The following is a 16,506-nucleotide window of genomic DNA, read 5'->3' on the forward strand; positions in this document are numbered from 1 at the left end:
CCCGCTAACACGGTGCAGGCGTCACGCGTGGGCATGCCCACCCTACGCCCCCTTACTCGAACAGCGGCACGATCGCCAGCGGCGGATACGCGGTGACCAGCTGGACGCGTTCGTTACCGCCGAAGCGGTACAGCACGGTCGGGAAGCCATCGTCGGCGTCGCCCGGGAAGGGGCTGGCGGAGGTAACGGGCAGGGAGGCATCGGAACCGTCGGCACGGTGCACGCGCACGCCGACGTCAAGCGTGCGCTTGGCGAACACGAAGCGCACGCCGCCGCACTGGCGCGAGCGCAGCGAACCGTCGCCATAGCGGGCGAAGCCGAGCGCCTGCTCGCAGGCGGCGCGCAATTCTCCATCTTCATATACGCCGTCCGGCTGGAGCGCGATCGAGACGCGCGGACGCACGGCGAAGCTGCCGATCTTGCGGCTCAGCAGCAGCGCGACGTTCTCGTCGTAGGCGCCTTTGAGCAGCGGGAAAGGCGTGCGGCCCAGCGGATCGAGCGGCAGGTTGACCTGGTTGGTCTTGCCGGCCAGCGTCAGCTGCAGGCCATCGACCGAGGCGCCGCGGTCCTGGGGTGCGACCTGCAACTGGCTTTGCAGGAAGTTCTTAGGTCCACCATATTTCTCGAACACGACCATCGCGCGGTAGGCGTCGCGGTAACTGACCCAGTCGCTGGCACAGGCGGGCCCGGCCGCCCCGATGGACAAGGCCACCAGCGACAAGGTGCAGCAGGCAGTGAGATGGCTGGCCAGTGGCATCGTCAGAAGCGGTAGGCGATGGCGGTCGAAACCGTCAGGTTGGTCGGCCGCTCGACGAGCGGGCTCAGGCGGGCATCGCCCAGCAGGCGCGTGGCTTGCACGCTCGAAGTCAGCATCCAGGACGGCGACCAGGCCCAGTTCCAGCGCGCACCGATGCGCGCATCCTTGAGACCGCCGCCGGCATCGTACACGGGCAGGCCGCTGAGCAGCGAATCGCTTTCGCCGACGCCGAAAAAGGCGCTGTTGTAGCGCCGGTTGGCGAAGCTGACGCCGGCGTCAAACGCGAGCCGGTGATGCGCACCCAGCGCCACCGCCAGGCGCTGCACGCCGAGTTCGAGCTTCATGCCATTGCGCGCATTGCCGGCGCCGTACAGCAGGCTGCTGGTCAGGCGCCAGTCGGGTGTCAGGTAATAGTTGAGGAAGGCGCCGCCCTGCAGCCGGCCGTGGATGACGGGCATGCCGGCCAGGCGGTTGTCGCTGAAGGCAGCCAGCGGCATGGCGACCAGGCTGAAGCGCATGTCGCCGACGCCGCCCAGCTCGTCGCCCTCGCCCGCCGCGTCACGGCGCGGCTGCCATTCCAGCAGCGGACCGAATTCGACCTGGGGCGAGCGCCCGAGATGGATGCCGGCGCGCATGCCCGACACGAACAGGCCGTTGCTCAGCTGGACCTGCAGCACCGGCAGCGCCGAGCGCTCGGTGTCCGCCGCACCCTGGTAGCGCGCGCCAGACGCGACGCCCAGCCCGACATACATGTCGCGGCTGCCGTCGGGCATCGGATTGGTCGCCGGCGTCTGCGCGCAGGCAGCGCTCGACACAGCGGCAAGCGTCAGGGCGAAAAGCTTGGTCATGTTCGGGAATGCGAGAGCTCGGGTGCCGATATTTTACGTTGAGGCAAGCCTAGCTCCCAAATGTCGTGTTTGCCTGTGGGCAAACGGCTACAAGCAGCTTCCGCCCGGATGGGGCGAAAGCGACGCGAGGCGGCCTGCGCTGTCGCATCTGCCTGCCTCATCCGTCCGGCCACGCGCCCTGGACGGCGGCAGCCTGAATAAAAAAGCCCACCGACACTCGCATGTCGAGTGGGCAAACGGAAAACCTGATGCGGAACATCTTAACGCCTAAAAACTTTCCAAACTCTTATCAGTTGTCGCCGAATTGTCGCGAATTTGTAAGCTGGCAAGGCTATCTTTGCTCCGATACAATGCCGCCAGGAGAATAATCATGTTTCTGCACGGCCAAGCAAGACGGAAAAGTGAAGCGCGGCAAAGAGGAGCGCCCGGGTGAACCGGATCTTCTTCCGTTTCTTCATGCTGGTGATGCTGTCGATCACGGCCGCCACCTTCGTCATCTATTTCGCCATGAGCCGGCTGTTCGGCGACCCATTGGAAGACATCGCGCGGCGCCAGGCCTCGGCCCAGATCTTCCTGATCGAACAATATGTCGACGCCGCGCCCACCGACCAGTGGCTGGCGCGCCTGAACCGGGTGCGCGAGGTGTCCGGCACCCGCTTCGACCTGATCCCGCTGCCCAAGGCGCGCTCCTTCCTCCCCGCCGCCAGCCTCGGCGCCCTCGACCGCGGCGAGGTCGTGCTCGATGTCGAAGGCAAGTCCTTTTATCGCCGCGTCGACCTGAAGGGCGAGCGCTACATCGGCAGCGAGGAAGACGTGATCCACGTGCAGGACTTGCCGATCGACGTCAGCCTGGCGCTGCAGATGGAGGCCGTGCGCTATGTGATCGTCGCGCTGGCCCTGCTGGTGCCGATCGCCCTGTGGTCGCGTTCGCACTGGCAGGGCCTGCAGTCGCTGTCGCGGGTGGCCGACGAGTTCGGCGCCGGCAAGCTGTCGGCGCGCGCCCGCATGCAGCCATCCGCCAGCATCTATCCGCTGGCCGAACGGATCGACCACATGGCCGACCGCATCGAGGAACTGCTGGTGGCGCAAAAGACCCTGCTCCACTCCGTCTCGCACGAACTGCGCACGCCGATCGCGCGCCTCGAATTCGCGCTCGAGCTGCTGGACGCCAAGGCGCTCGATCCGGCCCTAAAAAAACGTATCGCGGCGATGGAAGGCGACGTGCTGGAACTGAACGCCCTGGTCAACGAGCTGCTCGGCATGGCGCGGCTCGACAGCGGCCAGCCGCTGCAGAAGGAAACGCTGGAGGTGGCCGGGCTGCTGCGCAGCGCCGAGGCGGCCCTGCCGCCGGGCGAGCCGGTGCTGGAGCTCGTTTGCAGTCCGGATGCCGGCGCGATTGAGGGCGATGCACGGCTGCTGGGGCGGGCGCTGTCGAATCTGCTGCGCAATGCACAGAAGTATGCGGCTGCGCGGATCAGGCTGACGGCGCGGCGCGAAGGCGGACGCCTGCTGATTGCGGTCGAGGATGACGGGCCGGGGATTCCGCCGGAAGAGCGCGAGCGGGTGTTCGAGCCGTTTTACAGGCTGGACCGGAGCCGGGATCGGGCGACTGGGGGCTTCGGACTGGGCCTGTCGATTGCGCGCAAGGCGGTGCTGGCGCATGGGGGGACGCTCAAGGTAGAAGCGTCGGAATTGGGTGGGGCGAGGTTTGTGGTGATGCTGTAGCGGTTCGATATGCGGGCGCCGTACCGCGTGGGCACAAGTGCCCACCCTACAATAATCGGTAGGGTGGGCATTCATGCCCACGCGGTACGGCGCAGGCATGTCGAAACGCGTTTATTTGTGCTCGGGCTTAACGTGTATGAACGCGTACCACAGGTGCTCCCACCAATGCTCGCGCGAGCGCACGGTGTAGAGGCAGGCCTTGTCGATGCCGGTCTTGAAGACCGGATCGGGACACTTGTTCGTCATCAGGGCATAACGCTGGTTCTCCGCATTGACGAGCGCAATGCAGAGCCAGACGACGAGGCCGAGCAGGATCACGGCCAGCGACCACGCGTAGTGGTTCACATGGCTGGTTTCAAACAAGTCCTCTTCACGAGGGCGGGCGCCCTCGTACATTTCCAGGACTTTGCGTTCACCTTCACTCATTTCGTGGCGGCTGCCTTTGCGACCAGCGCATCGAGGACCTGCAGATGCGCCTGGACGATCTGGTTGCGGTCATTGATCTTCAGCTTTTCGGCGACCTGGCCCGGCGAGGTCTGGTACTTGCCGTCGACGATCAGGGTCGGCGTGCCGCTCACCTGGTAGGTCGCCCCGGTCTGCGGCAAGCGGCGCAGCTTGGTCACGACGCCGAAGGAATTCCAGGTTTCCATGAACTTCGCCTTGTCGACGCCGCCATTCTTGGTGACCCAGTCGATGATCTGGTCGTCCTTCATCAGGCGCACGCGCTGCACGTGCACGGCATTCAGGATCTTCGGATGCAGTTCCGCTTCCTTGCCCATGGCTTCCAGCGTCAGGAACAGGTGCGCTTCCGGATCGTTCGCGCCCTGGAACGGCAGGTGGATGCGGCGGAAGTTGACCTTGTCGGCGTTCTTTTTCGCCCACTCGATCAGCGGCGCTTCCAGCGCATAGCAGGCCGGGCAGTGGTAAGCGAAGAATTCGATGACTTCCACTTTCTTGCCGACGGTTTGCACCGGCTGGGGCGCAGCCAGCGTCACGTATTCGACGCCGTTCTGCGGATTGGTGGGCGAAGCGAAAGCGGTACCGGCTACCAGGCTGGCGGCGACGAGAGCAAAACGCAGGGAACGGCGCATAGGGTCGAGGTCCTTCTGTGTGAAATTGAAGAAAACGACGCGAGATTACCACTTTTTTGCCCTGCCCAAGGAGGGGCGCGCCGTTTTTTGCATTTGCTTACCGGTGAAACGCCTGCTTACCTTCGTCGGCGCGCCTCGTCCAGGCGCAGGCACAGGACGGCCGCGCCATCGACGATGCGCGGGCCCGGCCGGGTCAGCAGTTCCTCGTCGAGCGTGAACAGGTTGTTGTGGCGTACCGCCCGCATGCCGCGGTAGGGCTGCCAGATCGACAGGCCCCGGTCTTGCGGCGTGTAGAGCTTGCCGCCGACGATGGCGTCCGGATCGGCCTGTATCACCGCCTCGACGCTCACCTGGGGCGCGATCGTCTTCAGGCCGGCGAAGATGTTGCGGCCGCCGCAGACGCGGATCGCGTCGCTGGCGATCTGCTCGCCGTTGAGCGTGAACAGCGGGTTGTCCCAGGCCTGGTAGAACACGCTGACGGGCGGACGGGCGGCGTAGCGCGTGCGCAGGCCCTCGACCTTGGCGCGGAACTGCGCCGCCGCGGCGCCGGCCGCCTTGTCGGTGCCGAGCAGGCGGCCGAAGCGCAGCAGGCTGGACTCCACTTGCGCGAAGCTGTGCGGCTCGCTGTGAAAGACGGGAATGCCGAGGCTGGCAAGCTGCTCGATCTGGCGCGCAGTATTCCCGCTTTGCCAGACGATCAGCAGGTCGGGTTTCAAGGCGATCACGCGCTCGAGGTCGATCTGGCTGTTCGAGCCGATCAGGGGGATGGTGCGCGCGGCTTCGGGATAGTCGCTGTAGTTCATGGCGCCGACGATGCGCGCGCCGCCGCCGGCCGCGAACAGCAATTCCGTCACGTGCGGCGCCATCGAGATCACGCGCTGGGCCGGACGCGCCAGCACGACCTGCTTGCCGCTGTCGTCGGTCACGCTCACGGCCGCCTGGGCCAACGTGGCACACAGCGCCAGCGCCGCGCACAGCAGGGCTTTCATTGGACTCTCCGCAGCGGCACGGCACTGCCCGCATCCGCGGCGGGCAGGAAGATGGTGCGTCCGCCATGCTCGATCACGGCGATCGGGTGACCGAGGCAGGCGCCGAGCAGGTCGGCACGCATCACCTCCTCCACCGGTCCGGCGCGCCACTGGCCGTCGCCATGCAGCAGCAGCGCGTGGGTGGCGCCGCTCCAGGCCAGGTTCAAATCGTGGCCGATGCTGACGATCGCGCGGCCCTTCTCGCGGCACAGGCCGGCCAGCAGCCCGGTCATCGCCACCTGGTGCGCCAGGTCGAGGGCATTCGCCGGCTCGTCGAGCAGGAGCAGCGGCGTGTCCTGGGCCAGCAGCGCGGCGATCGCCACGCGCTGGCGTTCGCCGCCGGAAAGCGTGCGCACGTCGCGCTGGGCCAGGTGCAGCACATCCAGAGTACGAAGCGCCAGCTCGGCGGCGGCATGGTCGTCGCTGCCTTCCCAGTAGCGGTCGGCATGATACGGGTGGCGCGCCATCAGCACGGTCTCGATCACGCGGTAGGCGAAGGCGTCGCCGCGCGACTGGGCGAGGTAGGCACGCTCGCGCGCCAGCGCCGGCAGCGGCCATTCAGGCAGCGGCTTGTCTTTCAACGTGACGCTGCCGGCATCAAGAGGACGCAGGCCGGCGATCGTGCGCAGCAGCGTGCTCTTGCCGGCGCCGTTGGGACCGATCACGCACCAGCTTTGGCCGGCGTCGACGCGCCAGTCCAGGCGTTCCACCAGGAGGCGCGCATCGACGCGCAGGGTCAGGTCATGGGTGACGATCATCGGGGATGGCGTACATGTAATTGGTGAAGCTGGAACAGGAACACGGGCACGCCGATCAGCGAGGTCAGCACGCCCACCGGCAGCTGCTGCGGCGCCAGCACGGTGCGCGCCAGCGTGTCCGCCAGCACCAGGAAGCCGCCGCCGGCCAGCGCCGCGGCCGGCAGCAGAAGTCGATGGTCCGGACCGAAGGCGTGGCGGCAGGCGTGCGGCACCACCAGGCCGACGAAGCCGATGCTGCCGCCGGTCGTGACCGCGCAGGCCGTCAGCAGGCCGGAACACATGAATAAAAAGCGGCGCAGCCGCGCCACATTGACGCCGAGGGTGACGGCGGCATCGGCATGCAGGGCCATCACGTTCAGTGCGCGCGCCTGGCGCAGGGCCAGCAGCAGCGCGCCCGCCAGCACGACCCACGGCAGCAGGCGCCAACTGGTGCCGGCGAGGTCGCCGATCATCCAGAACACCATGCCGCGCAGGCGCGACTCGGGCGCCACCGACAGCATCAGGGTGACCAGGGCCATGCAGGCCGAGGCGAGTACGACACCGGTCAGCAGCAGCACGCCGGACTCACCCGTGCGCACGCCTCCCCTGCCGCCGCCCAGATCACGGCGCGCCAGCAGGTAGAGCAGCAGCGAGATCGCCACCGCGCCAATCAGGGCGCCGACGTCGACCAGCCACAGGGCCGCGCCGAACAGCAGCGCCGCCAGCGCGCCGACGGCGGCGCCGGCCGAGACGCCCAGCACATACGGGTCGGCCAGGGGATTGCGCACCAGCGCCTGCATCATGACGCCGGCCAGGGCCAGCGCCGCGCCGGTGACGAAGGCGCTGCTGGCGCGGCCCAGGCGCAAGTCGAGCAGGGTCGCCGCCATGCCGTCGGGACTGCCCGTGAGCAGGCCCGCCAGCGCGTGCGGCAGCTCGGCGACGGGTACCGCCACCGAACCGGCCAGGCCCGCGCCGACCAGCGCCGCCAGCGCGCACGCGCCCAGCAGCGCCAGCGTGGCGCGCCTGCGTGCGAGCGAGGTGGCGGCGAAGGTGTTCACGACATCAGAAGTCGTAACGCGCCGACAGCTTGAGCTGGCGTCCGTCGCTCGGATAGATGCCGCTGCGGCAGCCGAAGGCCTGGCTGTAGTACTGGCGATCGGCCAGGTTCAGGCCATTCACGGCGAATTCCCATGGACCGGTCCTGTACGCATAGCGCGCGTCGACTGTCGTGTACGAAGGCATGCGCGCGCCGCAATCGTTGGCGAAGTCGCTGCCATAGCGCTGCTTCGACACATATTGCGCGCCGATGTCGGCACTGTGCCCATTCCCCGGCAGCCAGGCCAGGCGCGCGGTCAGCACGTTCTTCGGCACCAGTACCATGTCGCGGCCCGCATTCGGGCCATCGGTGAACTCGGCCTGCACGTGCTGCACGTGGCCGGTCAGGCGCAGGTTGGCGCCCAGGTCGGCGGCGGCATCGAGCTCGACGCCCTGGCGGCGGGTCGGATCGAGGTTGGTGTTGGCGCCGAAGGGCGTGAGCGGAGTCACGGTCGGATCGAAGAAGATCTCGTTGCGCAGGCGGTGGCGGAACACGCGCGCCGACACCTGGCGCGTCTTGTCGCCCACCGTCACGCCCAGTTCCAGGTCGCGCGAGGTTTGCGGTTCGAGCAGGCCGGTGCTGGAGCGGAATGCGTTCTCGTCGGCGTTGGCGATGCGGTAGCTCTGCCCTGCCTTCGCGTGCACGGTGACGCCGGCCAGCGGATCGATGCTGGCTTCGACCGTCCAGGCGTTCAGCGAGCGGCTGCCGTTCGGCGGGCCGGAGAAGGGATTGCCGGGCTCGAAGGGGGCGCTGCTGTCCTTCTTGAACTTTTCGTGACGCCCGCCCACGGCGAGGCGCGCATTCAAGGCACTGTCCCAGCGCATCTCGTCGCGCAGGTAGAGTGCATTCGAACGCTGGCGGACCCAGGTGCCGAAGCCCAGATTGTCGCCGCGCTCCCAGCGGACCAGGTCGACGCCGGCCACGGCCTCGTTCAGCAGGCCGCCGGAGCGAGTGATCTGGCGCAGGCGCGGCGAGAACTGGGTCTGGCGGCTGCGGTAGCTCGACTCGGAAACGAAGCCGCCGAAATCGTAGTTCGAGCTGACTTCGCGTTCGCGGTGCGACAGCTCGGCGGCCAGTTCGACGCTGCCGATGCGCTGTTCGGCAAAGGCGGTGACGCGGTCGGTGGACAGCGTGCCGAAGTCGGTCGGGGTGTTGGTCTGGTGCGGGTTCTGCTCGAACTGTTCGATCGTCAGCGAACCCGGGAAGCGCTGGTCCTGGCGCGCGCTCTCGACGCGCAGGCCGACGCGGGTCGCATCCTGCGCCCACTGGACGCCGCCGCTGATGCTCTTCTGGCGGAACGCCGCGTTCTCGCGGTCGTTGTGGGTGCCCTGGCGGTCGGCCGCGAGGTCGAAGGACAGCGGGCCCGCGCCATGGCGCAGCGAGGCGCGCGCGTCGAACTGGTGGCGCTGGCCGGCTTCGGCGACGACGGTGCCATGGTAGCCCTGCTCCGCGCCGCGCTTGGTGATGACGTTGATCACGCCGCCGGTCGCGCCTTCGCCATACAGCACGCTGCTGCCGCCGCGCGTGATCTCGATGCGTTCGACGGTATCGACGGGAATCGTCGACAGCACGGCATCGGTCAGTTCGTTTTCGTTCATGCGCACGCCGTCGACCAGGATCACCAGGTTCTGGGCGCTGTTGGTGCCGAAGCCGCGCAGGTCGAGGCCGAAGTCGGGCGAGCCGGTCAGGCTCTGGCGGCCGTAGACGCCGCCGATCTTGCGGATCGCCGCGTTGACGTCGTTGACGCCGGCATTGCGGATTTCCTCGGCCGTGATGACGGTCGCGCCGACCGGCGGCAAGGCGGCGTCGCTCGGGAAGCGGGCGCCGGTCACGTGGACGGTGGTGAGGGCTTGCTCGTCGGCGTGGGCGACGTTCGCGAACAGGGAAAGGGAAACGGCGCAGGCCAGCGCGAGCGGCTTGAGGGCCGGCGCGCCGTTCGAAACAGCAGCAAAAGTCATGTTGTGATTCTTCGATAAAGTGCATCCGCCCTGCGTCCCCGCAGGCGGATTCCACGGATGCCGCCTGGCGGCATCCACCTGTTCTGGCCGGTATCCGGGCTAGCAAGCAAGACCGTCTCACCTTCCTGCGCCGTGCACAGTGGTGTTCGAGAAGGCCTGTCGCCGGGGGCGACGCTTGTTGACCGTTGCGGGGGCAGCACACGTTGGCCGGGCGCCGGAGGCGCCGTGGCGTCGTGTTTCCCGTTTAACTGCGCATGCGGATTGCGTGCGCGGGCACCAGAACGGGGCAGATTATATACCTGACAAGCGATTGGGGTTGGCGGCGCGGGTATTCATAGCATGACCGCGTGGGCATGCCCACCCTACGGTGCACCACCTTCCGTAGCAAATTCACGGAACCGTTGCGTAACGTAGGGTGGGCATGCCCACGCGGTACGAACCCGATGAACTATCGAAACGCTGTTACGTCCCGCGCTTGCCGCGCATCGCCTCTTCGGCCTTCAACGCCGCTTTCTCGGCCGCGATACGCGCCTTCTCTTCCATCTCGACGCGATGCGCTTCCAGACGGGCGGCGCGCGTCTCGGGGGTTTCGAGACTGATGCGTCCCAGCGCCCCGCTCCGGTAATCGTGCAGCAGTACGTGGGCCGCCTTCTCGACGTCGAACTCGCCGCCGCGTACGCGGAAACCGCGGCGCGCGGCCACGTTCTCGACCACGCCGATGCCGTCCAGGCCCTCGGTCTTGAAGCCGTAGCGGGCCGTGAGCAGCTGAGGGTAGCGCTCGAGCAGGACGTCGCCCAGGAAGAAGGCGACCTCCTCCTCGATCAGCGCGTTGGTGCCGATCGCGTGGCTGGCGGCCAGCATCAGGCCGTCGCTGGCCATCTCGATCTTCGGCCACATCAGGCCCGGTGTATCGACCAGCACGGTGTGCTTGTCGAGATACAGCTTTTGCTGGGTCTTGGTGACGGCCGGTTCGTCGCCGACCTTCGCCACGCGCTTTTTCAGGAGTGCGTTCATCAGCGTCGATTTGCCGACGTTCGGGATGCCCATGATCATGATGCGCAGGGGCTTGGTCGGCACGCCGCGGTGCGGTGCCAGCGACAAGGCCAGCGCGGGAATGCGGGCGACGTCGGCCGGCTTCTTGGTCGTCATCGGATAGGCCGTGACGCCGGGCTGGGCATCGTAATACGCCTTCCAGGCGGCCGTGGCGGCCGGGTCGGCCAGGTCGATCTTGTTCAGGATTTTGAGTACCGGACGCTGGCGGAATTTGCGCATGCGGTCGACCAGCGGGTTGCAGCTCGCCTCGGGCAGGCGTGCGTCGAGGACCTCGATCACGAGATCGACGAACTCCATCTGCTCCTCCGCCTGCTTCTTGGCGGAGTTCATGTGGCCTGGGAACCATTGTATCGACATGCTGTGCTTTCAAATTTCTGCGAACGAGGCGGTATTTTACGCTGGCCTGACCCAGGCGTCCCCTTCGGCTGTGGTTCTGTTTCCAATAGGAATGATTTCGGCTTGATTCGTTGCAATATCGAGTCAGGCTGGACGGGCAGGATGAGGAGACGGCCGTTCCCGGCCGCCCGCATCCAATGTGAAGGAGAGACTCATGGCGCAGTTCACGCAGTTTGCACGCAACGTCGAGGTATGGATCTTTGGGGCTTTCGGAGGGCTGATCCTGGCGGCCTGCCTCGACCAGCCGGCCGAGCGAACGGCCCCGGCCCGGCCAGCCAGCCCGGTCAGCGTGGTGCGCGAAACCGAGCTGGCGCACCCGCAGGGCACGGTGGCGCAGCCGATGTACGTGGTCTATGTGGTCGGCAAGCGGCCGAGCGGCGCGGAAAAACGCGCAACACGGGCGGGCGCCGGATGACCCGGGCCTACGCCGTATTCCCGGGATGGGCGAGCATTGCCCATCCCTCCCCCGCCTTCAGCGTGCCCACGCTTCCATATCGCGCCGCACCAGCGACGTGATCCCGCCCCAGTTGCGCCCTGTGTAGTGTCCGTAGTCTTCACCGTCGTCGCGGAACATCACCGAGTGGTAGCCCCATTTGGCGCGCCCGCCCTGGTTGGTGCCGGAGCCGAGCGTCAGGTCGTTGCAGAACCAGTCACCCGGATTGCAGAAGGAGCTGCCGCCCGTCCCCGAGACGCCGCCGGAGCTGTGGTAGGCCACCACCTCGTCGTCCTGGCCCGGCAGGGTGAACGAATACAGGGTGCCCCGCGCGCCGGCGTAGTTGTAGAACCAGACGCCGCGTGTATCGTTGTGGTTGTAGAGGGCGCGCGCGGTGGCGACCTTGTGCTGCTGGACCATCGGCTCGCTGGTGGTCCAGGCGCCGATGTCGGCCAGTTCGCTGCCGCCGGCCGAACCGGCCGCGACGAGCACCCAGCGGATGTTCCAGCCGGTCTGCATGGCGCCCGTGCCGGCCGTGCACACGCCGGCCGCGTTGGCCTGGGCGTTGGTCACCGGCCGCGGCGTGCCGCCGTAATTGGCCAGCGTGTAGCCGAGCAGCATGTCGCCGGCGCTGTGAACGCCGATATAGCACCAGTTGTTGCCCGTGCAGAAGCAGTCGAGCGCGTTGCGGACATAGCCGCTTTGCGAGGCGACGCCGCTGCGGCCGTCCCAGTTGACCGCTTTCTTGTTCACGCCGGCCGCCACGGTATTCGGGCCGAAGTAGGCGAAATCGTTGTAGTTGCCGATCGCGCCGCCGGCGGTGCGGCCGTGGATCCATAGCGTGTAGTTGGTGGCGCCGGCCACCCCGGCAGTGCCCGCAAAAAGCAGGCCGGGCAGGCAAAATGAAAGGGCAAGGCGTGCGGATCGTCCCATGTCATCCTCCATCGTTCTGGTTGCAGTGGGACGTGGCGACGGCCGACCGCTAACAAGCATTCTTGTAAGGAGCGCACCCAGGCGTCAATCGTGCACGCAGCGGTGTTGGGAAAAGCATACCGGACGGTGGATTGAAACCGGCGCCGCCTGCGAGAGCGGCGCCGAAACGGGCGCAAAGGCTATTGCACCGGCCCGCAGGCGCTCGGCGGCAGCGGCTGGCCAGGATCGAACTTCGCCAGTGCCTCGAATGCGCCCTTGCGGTCTTTGGCGAATTCGTTCAGGTGGCGCTGGCGCTCCTCGCTCTCCCATTCGGCCTCCGACACGCCTTCGAGCGAACGCTTGCGGCTGGTCAGCACATTGCCTTCCAGGCGAGGCATCAGTTCGCGGTCCGGATCGGTGTTTTCCTTCAGTAGGTAGCCGTCGACGTCGCGCAGGCGCAGGGGCAGCGCCGCTTTGCCGTCGTGCATGAGCTTGCCGAACACGGTCAATTTGATGTCGTTCGGTCCCGGGCCCAGCACCTCGTTGAAGGTCGCCAGCGCGAAGGGCCGGCCCTGGGCATCGTCGACGCGGCCGGTGACGATGTAGCGGCCCGGCTTCCTCACGTCGGCGCGCAGCACGAAGACCAGGGCGCCGTCTTCCATCGCCTCGCGCGGCGGCCCGGCCCAGACGGCCGGCACCTGCGGCGAATGGATGACGTCGAAGATCAGCACGCCGTTCTTGCCGCCCGCCGTGTAGCGCACCTCGGTGCGGATGGTGCCGTCGAAACCGGCCAGTCCGGTCTGGCTTGGGGTCAGCACGCCGGCAAAGGCGCCAGTGCCGTCCTCGGCAAACGTGAGCGGCACCTGGGGCGTGCTGCGTCCGCCCGTGTTCACGATGCCGGCGGCAAGCGCCCGCGTGACGACCAGCGGCACCGCGGCACCGGCGGGGTCGACCGCGCGCAACGAGAAGGCGACGGATTCGCCGGCTGCGAGATACACGCGCGACTGCGAGGTCTGGAGCAGGATGTCCGGATTGCTGCGGCGGTCTTCGCCGCGCATCGGATTCGATTCGAGCACCGGCCGGTTCGGGTAGGCCTGGTCGGGATTGCGCGACATCGGCTGCGAGCCCGGCGGATAGGTGCTGCCCTCGCGGTAGCTGCAATAGGTGTGGTCGGTCAGCTCGACGTATTCGACCAGTTGCCGGCGCTGTTGCGCGCGATCGCCGGGCAGTGCGGCTTGCGGCTGGCCGGCGACCTGGCCGAAGAACTGCGGCCCCTGCGGCGCGCCGCCGGGGGTGGCGGCCACGGCGGCGGCCGGCTGCTCGTCGCCGCGCAGCGCCAGCCAGGCGATCGCCCCCAGCAGCGCTACGATCAAGACGATGGGCAGCCAGCGTTTCATGAAACGCTCAGAGGGCACTGTTCACCACGGCGCTACGGACGACCCCGACGATGCCGCCCCAGTTGCCATTGGCGTAGTGGTTATAGGCCTCGTTATCGTCGCGGAAGCTGACCGAGTGGTAGCTCCATTTCAGGGAGCCGCCTTCGTTGGCCGCCGTGCCGAGCGTGAGGTCGTTGCAGAACCAGTCGCTCGGATTGCAGTAGGACCCGCCCGAACTGCCCGCCACGCCGCCGGTGCTGTGGTAGGCCACGGCCTCGTCGTCCTGGCCCGGCAGGATGCCGGAATAGGCCGTGCCCTTGGCGCCGGCGTACATGTAGAACCAGACGTTGCGCGTGGTGTTGTGGTTGTACATCGCGCGGGCGGTGGTGGTTTTGAGGTCCTGCACCAGCGGTTCCGAGGTAGTCCAGGAGCCGGCATCGGACAGTTCCGAGCCGCCGCCCGCGCCCGACGCGGCGCGCACCCACTTGATGTTCCAGCCGGTCTGCGAGCTGCCGTCGCTGTTGCCGCACACGCCGGAGGAATTGGCGACGGCGTTCTTCTTGACGCGCGCCGAGCCGCCGTAGTTGGCCATGACGTAGCCCATCATCAGGTCGCCGGCGCTATGGGTCACGACATAGCACCAGTTATTGCCGGTGCAGAAGCAGTCGAGGGCGTTGCGGATATAGCCGCTTTGGGAAGCGATGCTGTTGCGGCCGTCCCAGTTGACGGATTTCTTGTTGATGCCGGCGGCCGTGGTGCCGGGGCCCCAGTAGGTCCAGCTGTCGTAGTTGCCGATGACGCCGCCGCCGGTGCGGCCGTTGATCCAGAGCGTGTAGTTCGTTGCAGCAGCGAAGCTTGATACGGCCATGAGACAGACCGCCATTACCAATCGTAATGCTTTCTTCACGATGATCTCCGTTCTCCATTTTTTATGTGGACGCCTGTATCGGGCCATCACTGCCGGCTGAGCCAGGCGTTGCCGCGTCCTGCGGCTCTGCCGACTGTATGCCTGAGCTAGAGGTGAGTCAATTGAACTCGGGAGAGAAGAATATTTCGTTGTTTTACTGCAAATGCAAAGAATATTTGCCTTTAATCAAGTTCCGCTAGAACTTTCAGGTGTGCAACGACGCTACGGCCGAGGGCCGACAAATCGTAACCGCCTTCCAGGCAGCTGACGATGCGCCCGCCCGCGTGCTCGCGTGCGACCTGCATGATCTGTTGCGTGATCCAGGCGTAGTCCGATTCGACCAGCGCCATGCCGCCCATATCGTCGTCGCGGTGGGCGTCGAAGCCGGCCGACACAAAAATCATCTGCGGCTTGAAGGCGTGCAAAGCCGGCAGCCAGTATTCCTGCACCACCTGGCGCACCACGTCGCCACCGCTGCGCGCCGGTACCGGCACGTTGACCTTCGTGGCCGTGATCGGCTCGGGTTCGGAATACGGATAGAAGGGATGCTGGAAGAAGCTCGCCATCAGCACCCGCGGATCGTCGCGGAAGGCGTCGGCGGTACCGTTACCGTGATGGACGTCGAAGTCGACGATGGCGACCCGCTCCAGGCCGTGCCCGTCGAGCGCGTGGCGCGCCGCGATCGCGACGTTGTTGAAGAGGCAGAAGCCCATCGGCTCTTTCGGCGTCGCATGGTGGCCGGGCGGGCGGATCGCGCAGAAGGCATTGGCGATGTCGCCCGCGAGCACGGCGTCGGTCGCGGCCAGGGCGGCGCCGGCCGCGCGCAGGGCCGCGTCATAGCTGGCGTGGCACAACAGGGTGTCGGCGTCCAGCGGATAAGTGTCGCCCGGATTGGCCGGCACGTGGTCGCGCACCAGCGCCAGGGCCCCTTCGGTATGGTTGCGCAGGATGGCGGGAATCTCGGCCAGCGGCGCCAGGCGGCGTTCGAGCAGGCCGTCGAGCCGGGCCAGGATCAATTGGTCTTCGATGGCTTGCAAGCGGCCCGGACACTCGGGGTGCCAGGCGCCCATGTCGTGCTTTAGACAGTCGGGATGGCTGAAGATTGCTGTGCTCATGATCGTCCTGCTGCTCAGCCAACCACCGGGATGTTCCGTTCTCGCATAGAATCATCCGGATGGTGCCGCTGCGTGGAAAGAATAGTTGCCGATGTCGCTAATCTACCATGCCCGTCCGGGCACCGCACATTCGACCATGGGAACCTCAAGCATGTTCAACAAATTGCACGCCGCCGCCCGCCAGGTCGGCCAGATCGTGGTCGGCAAGGACCAGCAGGTGCGCCTCGCCTTCACCTGCCTGCTGGCCGGCGGCCACCTGCTGATCGAGGACGTGCCGGGCGTCGGCAAGACCACCCTGGCCCATGCGCTGGCGCTGTCGCTGGGCCTGAAGTTCAACCGCGTGCAGTTCACCAGCGACCTGCTGCCGGCCGACGTGGCCGGCATCTCGGTCTACGAGCGCGAGAAGAACGGCTTCGCCTTCCACCCGGGCCCGATCTTCACGCAAGTGCTGCTGGCCGACGAGATCAACCGCGCCACCCCGAAGACCCAGTCCGGCCTGCTCGAGGCGATGGAAGAACGCCAGGTCAGCATCGACGGCATGACCCGTCCGCTGCCGGAGCCCTTCTTCGTCATCGCTACCCAGAATCCGGCGCACCAGGTCGGTACCTTCCCGCTACCCGAGTCGCAGCTCGACCGCTTCCTGATGTGCCTTTCTCTGGGCTATCCGGACGCCGCCGCCGAGCGCGCCCTGCTGATGGGCGAGGACCGGCGCGTGATGCTGCGTTCGATCGAGGCGGCGATGAACCCGCTGGAGCTGATCGATGCGCAGCAGGCACTACGTTCGATCCATGCCTCCAGCGCCCTGATCGACTACGTGCAGGCCCTGGCCCAGTCTTCGCGCAGCGGCGACCTGTTCGCCGAAGGTTTGTCGCCGCGCGCGGCCTTGGCCCTGCTGCAGGCGGGACGCGCCTGGGCCGCCCTCGAGGGACGCGACCACGTGCTGCCGGAGGACATCCAGGCGGTGCTGGTGCCGGTCTGCGCGCACCGCCTGCGGCCTTTGAAATCGGCCCAGGGCATGGCGCAAGCCAGCCGCGACCTGGTGCTGCAGCTGCAGAAATCGGTGCCGGTGTAAGC

General features: G+C 67.0%; 16 protein-coding genes and 1 riboswitch. Of the genes, 3 read left to right on the forward strand and 13 right to left on the reverse strand.

The annotated features are described in order from the left end of the window. Nucleotides 1-52: 52 nt before the first annotated feature. Both C2862_RS07490 and C2862_RS07495 read right to left on the reverse strand, forming a co-directional pair. Nucleotides 53-757, reverse strand: coding sequence for a hypothetical protein (locus tag C2862_RS07490; RefSeq protein WP_136219494.1), 705 nt, complete (start codon nucleotides 755-757; stop codon nucleotides 53-55). Nucleotides 758-759: 2 nt separating this feature from the next. Next, nucleotides 760-1,605, reverse strand: a complete 846-nt coding sequence (locus C2862_RS07495; RefSeq protein ID WP_136219495.1) for a MipA/OmpV family protein — start codon at nucleotides 1,603-1,605, stop codon at nucleotides 760-762. 429 nt (nucleotides 1,606-2,034) lie between these two features. On the opposite strand from C2862_RS07495, the gene C2862_RS07500 reads away from it, so the two are divergent. After that, nucleotides 2,035-3,330 carry an ATP-binding protein gene (locus C2862_RS07500; protein ID WP_136219496.1) on the forward strand — a complete coding sequence of 432 codons (1,296 nt, stop codon included), beginning with the start codon at nucleotides 2,035-2,037 and terminating at the stop codon, nucleotides 3,328-3,330. A gap of 111 nt (nucleotides 3,331-3,441) precedes the next feature. On the opposite strand, the gene C2862_RS07505 is transcribed toward C2862_RS07500, so the two are convergent. From C2862_RS07505 to ylqF, 7 genes are all read right to left on the reverse strand, one after another. Further along, nucleotides 3,442-3,756 carry a hypothetical protein gene (locus tag C2862_RS07505; RefSeq protein ID WP_136219497.1) on the reverse strand — a complete coding sequence of 105 codons (315 nt, stop codon included), beginning with the start codon at nucleotides 3,754-3,756 and terminating at the stop codon, nucleotides 3,442-3,444. After that, nucleotides 3,753-4,421 (reverse strand): thiol:disulfide interchange protein DsbA/DsbL, encoded by a 669-nt coding sequence (locus C2862_RS07510; protein ID WP_136219498.1) that lies wholly within the window; start codon nucleotides 4,419-4,421, stop codon nucleotides 3,753-3,755. Before C2862_RS07510 ends, C2862_RS07505 begins: the two co-directional genes overlap by 4 nt. 116 nt (nucleotides 4,422-4,537) lie before the next feature. Continuing rightward, nucleotides 4,538-5,410 carry a cobalamin-binding protein gene (locus C2862_RS07515; protein WP_136219499.1) on the reverse strand — a complete coding sequence of 291 codons (873 nt, stop codon included), beginning with the start codon at nucleotides 5,408-5,410 and terminating at the stop codon, nucleotides 4,538-4,540. Next, nucleotides 5,407-6,207: an ABC transporter ATP-binding protein gene (locus C2862_RS07520; RefSeq protein WP_136219500.1), complete on the reverse strand. Its 801-nt coding sequence runs from the start codon at nucleotides 6,205-6,207 to the stop codon at nucleotides 5,407-5,409. Before C2862_RS07520 ends, C2862_RS07515 begins: the two co-directional genes overlap by 4 nt. Beyond that, nucleotides 6,204-7,244, reverse strand: a complete 1,041-nt coding sequence (locus C2862_RS07525) for an iron ABC transporter permease (RefSeq protein WP_136219501.1) — start codon at nucleotides 7,242-7,244, stop codon at nucleotides 6,204-6,206. Before C2862_RS07525 ends, C2862_RS07520 begins: the two co-directional genes overlap by 4 nt. Before the next feature lie 4 nt (nucleotides 7,245-7,248). Beyond that, the gene (locus tag C2862_RS07530; protein ID WP_136219502.1) at nucleotides 7,249-9,240 is read right to left on the reverse strand and encodes a TonB-dependent receptor; all 1,992 of its coding nucleotides are present in this window, start codon (nucleotides 9,238-9,240) and stop codon (nucleotides 7,249-7,251) included. A 67-nt stretch (nucleotides 9,241-9,307) separates the two neighbouring features. After that, a riboswitch (cobalamin riboswitch) is annotated at nucleotides 9,308-9,536 on the reverse strand. A 166-nt stretch (nucleotides 9,537-9,702) separates the two neighbouring features. Then, nucleotides 9,703-10,650, reverse strand: a complete 948-nt coding sequence (gene ylqF, locus C2862_RS07535; RefSeq protein WP_136219503.1) for a ribosome biogenesis GTPase YlqF — start codon at nucleotides 10,648-10,650, stop codon at nucleotides 9,703-9,705. A gap of 193 nt (nucleotides 10,651-10,843) precedes the next feature. On the opposite strand from ylqF, the gene C2862_RS07540 reads away from it, so the two are divergent. Then, nucleotides 10,844-11,104, forward strand: a complete 261-nt coding sequence (locus C2862_RS07540) for a hypothetical protein (RefSeq protein WP_136219504.1) — start codon at nucleotides 10,844-10,846, stop codon at nucleotides 11,102-11,104. A gap of 57 nt (nucleotides 11,105-11,161) precedes the next feature. Here the strand turns inward: C2862_RS07540 and C2862_RS07545 are convergent, their stop codons facing one another. The 4 genes from C2862_RS07545 to C2862_RS07560 all read right to left on the reverse strand — a co-directional run bounded on the left by C2862_RS07545 (nucleotide 11,162) and on the right by C2862_RS07560 (nucleotide 15,432). Continuing rightward, entirely contained in the window at nucleotides 11,162-12,055 is an 894-nt protein-coding gene (locus tag C2862_RS07545) for a hypothetical protein (protein WP_168710022.1), read from the reverse strand. A 179-nt stretch (nucleotides 12,056-12,234) separates the two neighbouring features. Next, on the reverse strand, nucleotides 12,235-13,431 hold the full coding sequence (locus C2862_RS07550; RefSeq protein ID WP_136219506.1) for a hypothetical protein: 1,197 nt from the start codon (nucleotides 13,429-13,431) through the stop codon (nucleotides 12,235-12,237). A 7-nt stretch (nucleotides 13,432-13,438) separates the two neighbouring features. Beyond that, nucleotides 13,439-14,317 carry a hypothetical protein gene (locus tag C2862_RS07555; protein WP_229467337.1) on the reverse strand — a complete coding sequence of 293 codons (879 nt, stop codon included), beginning with the start codon at nucleotides 14,315-14,317 and terminating at the stop codon, nucleotides 13,439-13,441. A gap of 182 nt (nucleotides 14,318-14,499) precedes the next feature. Beyond that, nucleotides 14,500-15,432, reverse strand: coding sequence for a histone deacetylase family protein (locus tag C2862_RS07560; RefSeq protein ID WP_136219507.1), 933 nt, complete (start codon nucleotides 15,430-15,432; stop codon nucleotides 14,500-14,502). Nucleotides 15,433-15,583: 151 nt separating this feature from the next. On the opposite strand from C2862_RS07560, the gene C2862_RS07565 reads away from it, so the two are divergent. Further along, on the forward strand, nucleotides 15,584-16,504 hold the full coding sequence (locus tag C2862_RS07565; protein ID WP_136219508.1) for a MoxR family ATPase: 921 nt from the start codon (nucleotides 15,584-15,586) through the stop codon (nucleotides 16,502-16,504). Nucleotides 16,505-16,506: the final 2 nt, after the last annotated feature.

This window comes from Massilia sp. Mn16-1_5 (assembly GCF_004798585.1).
In the GTDB taxonomy this organism is placed as follows: Bacteria; Pseudomonadota; Gammaproteobacteria; order Burkholderiales; family Burkholderiaceae_D; genus Telluria.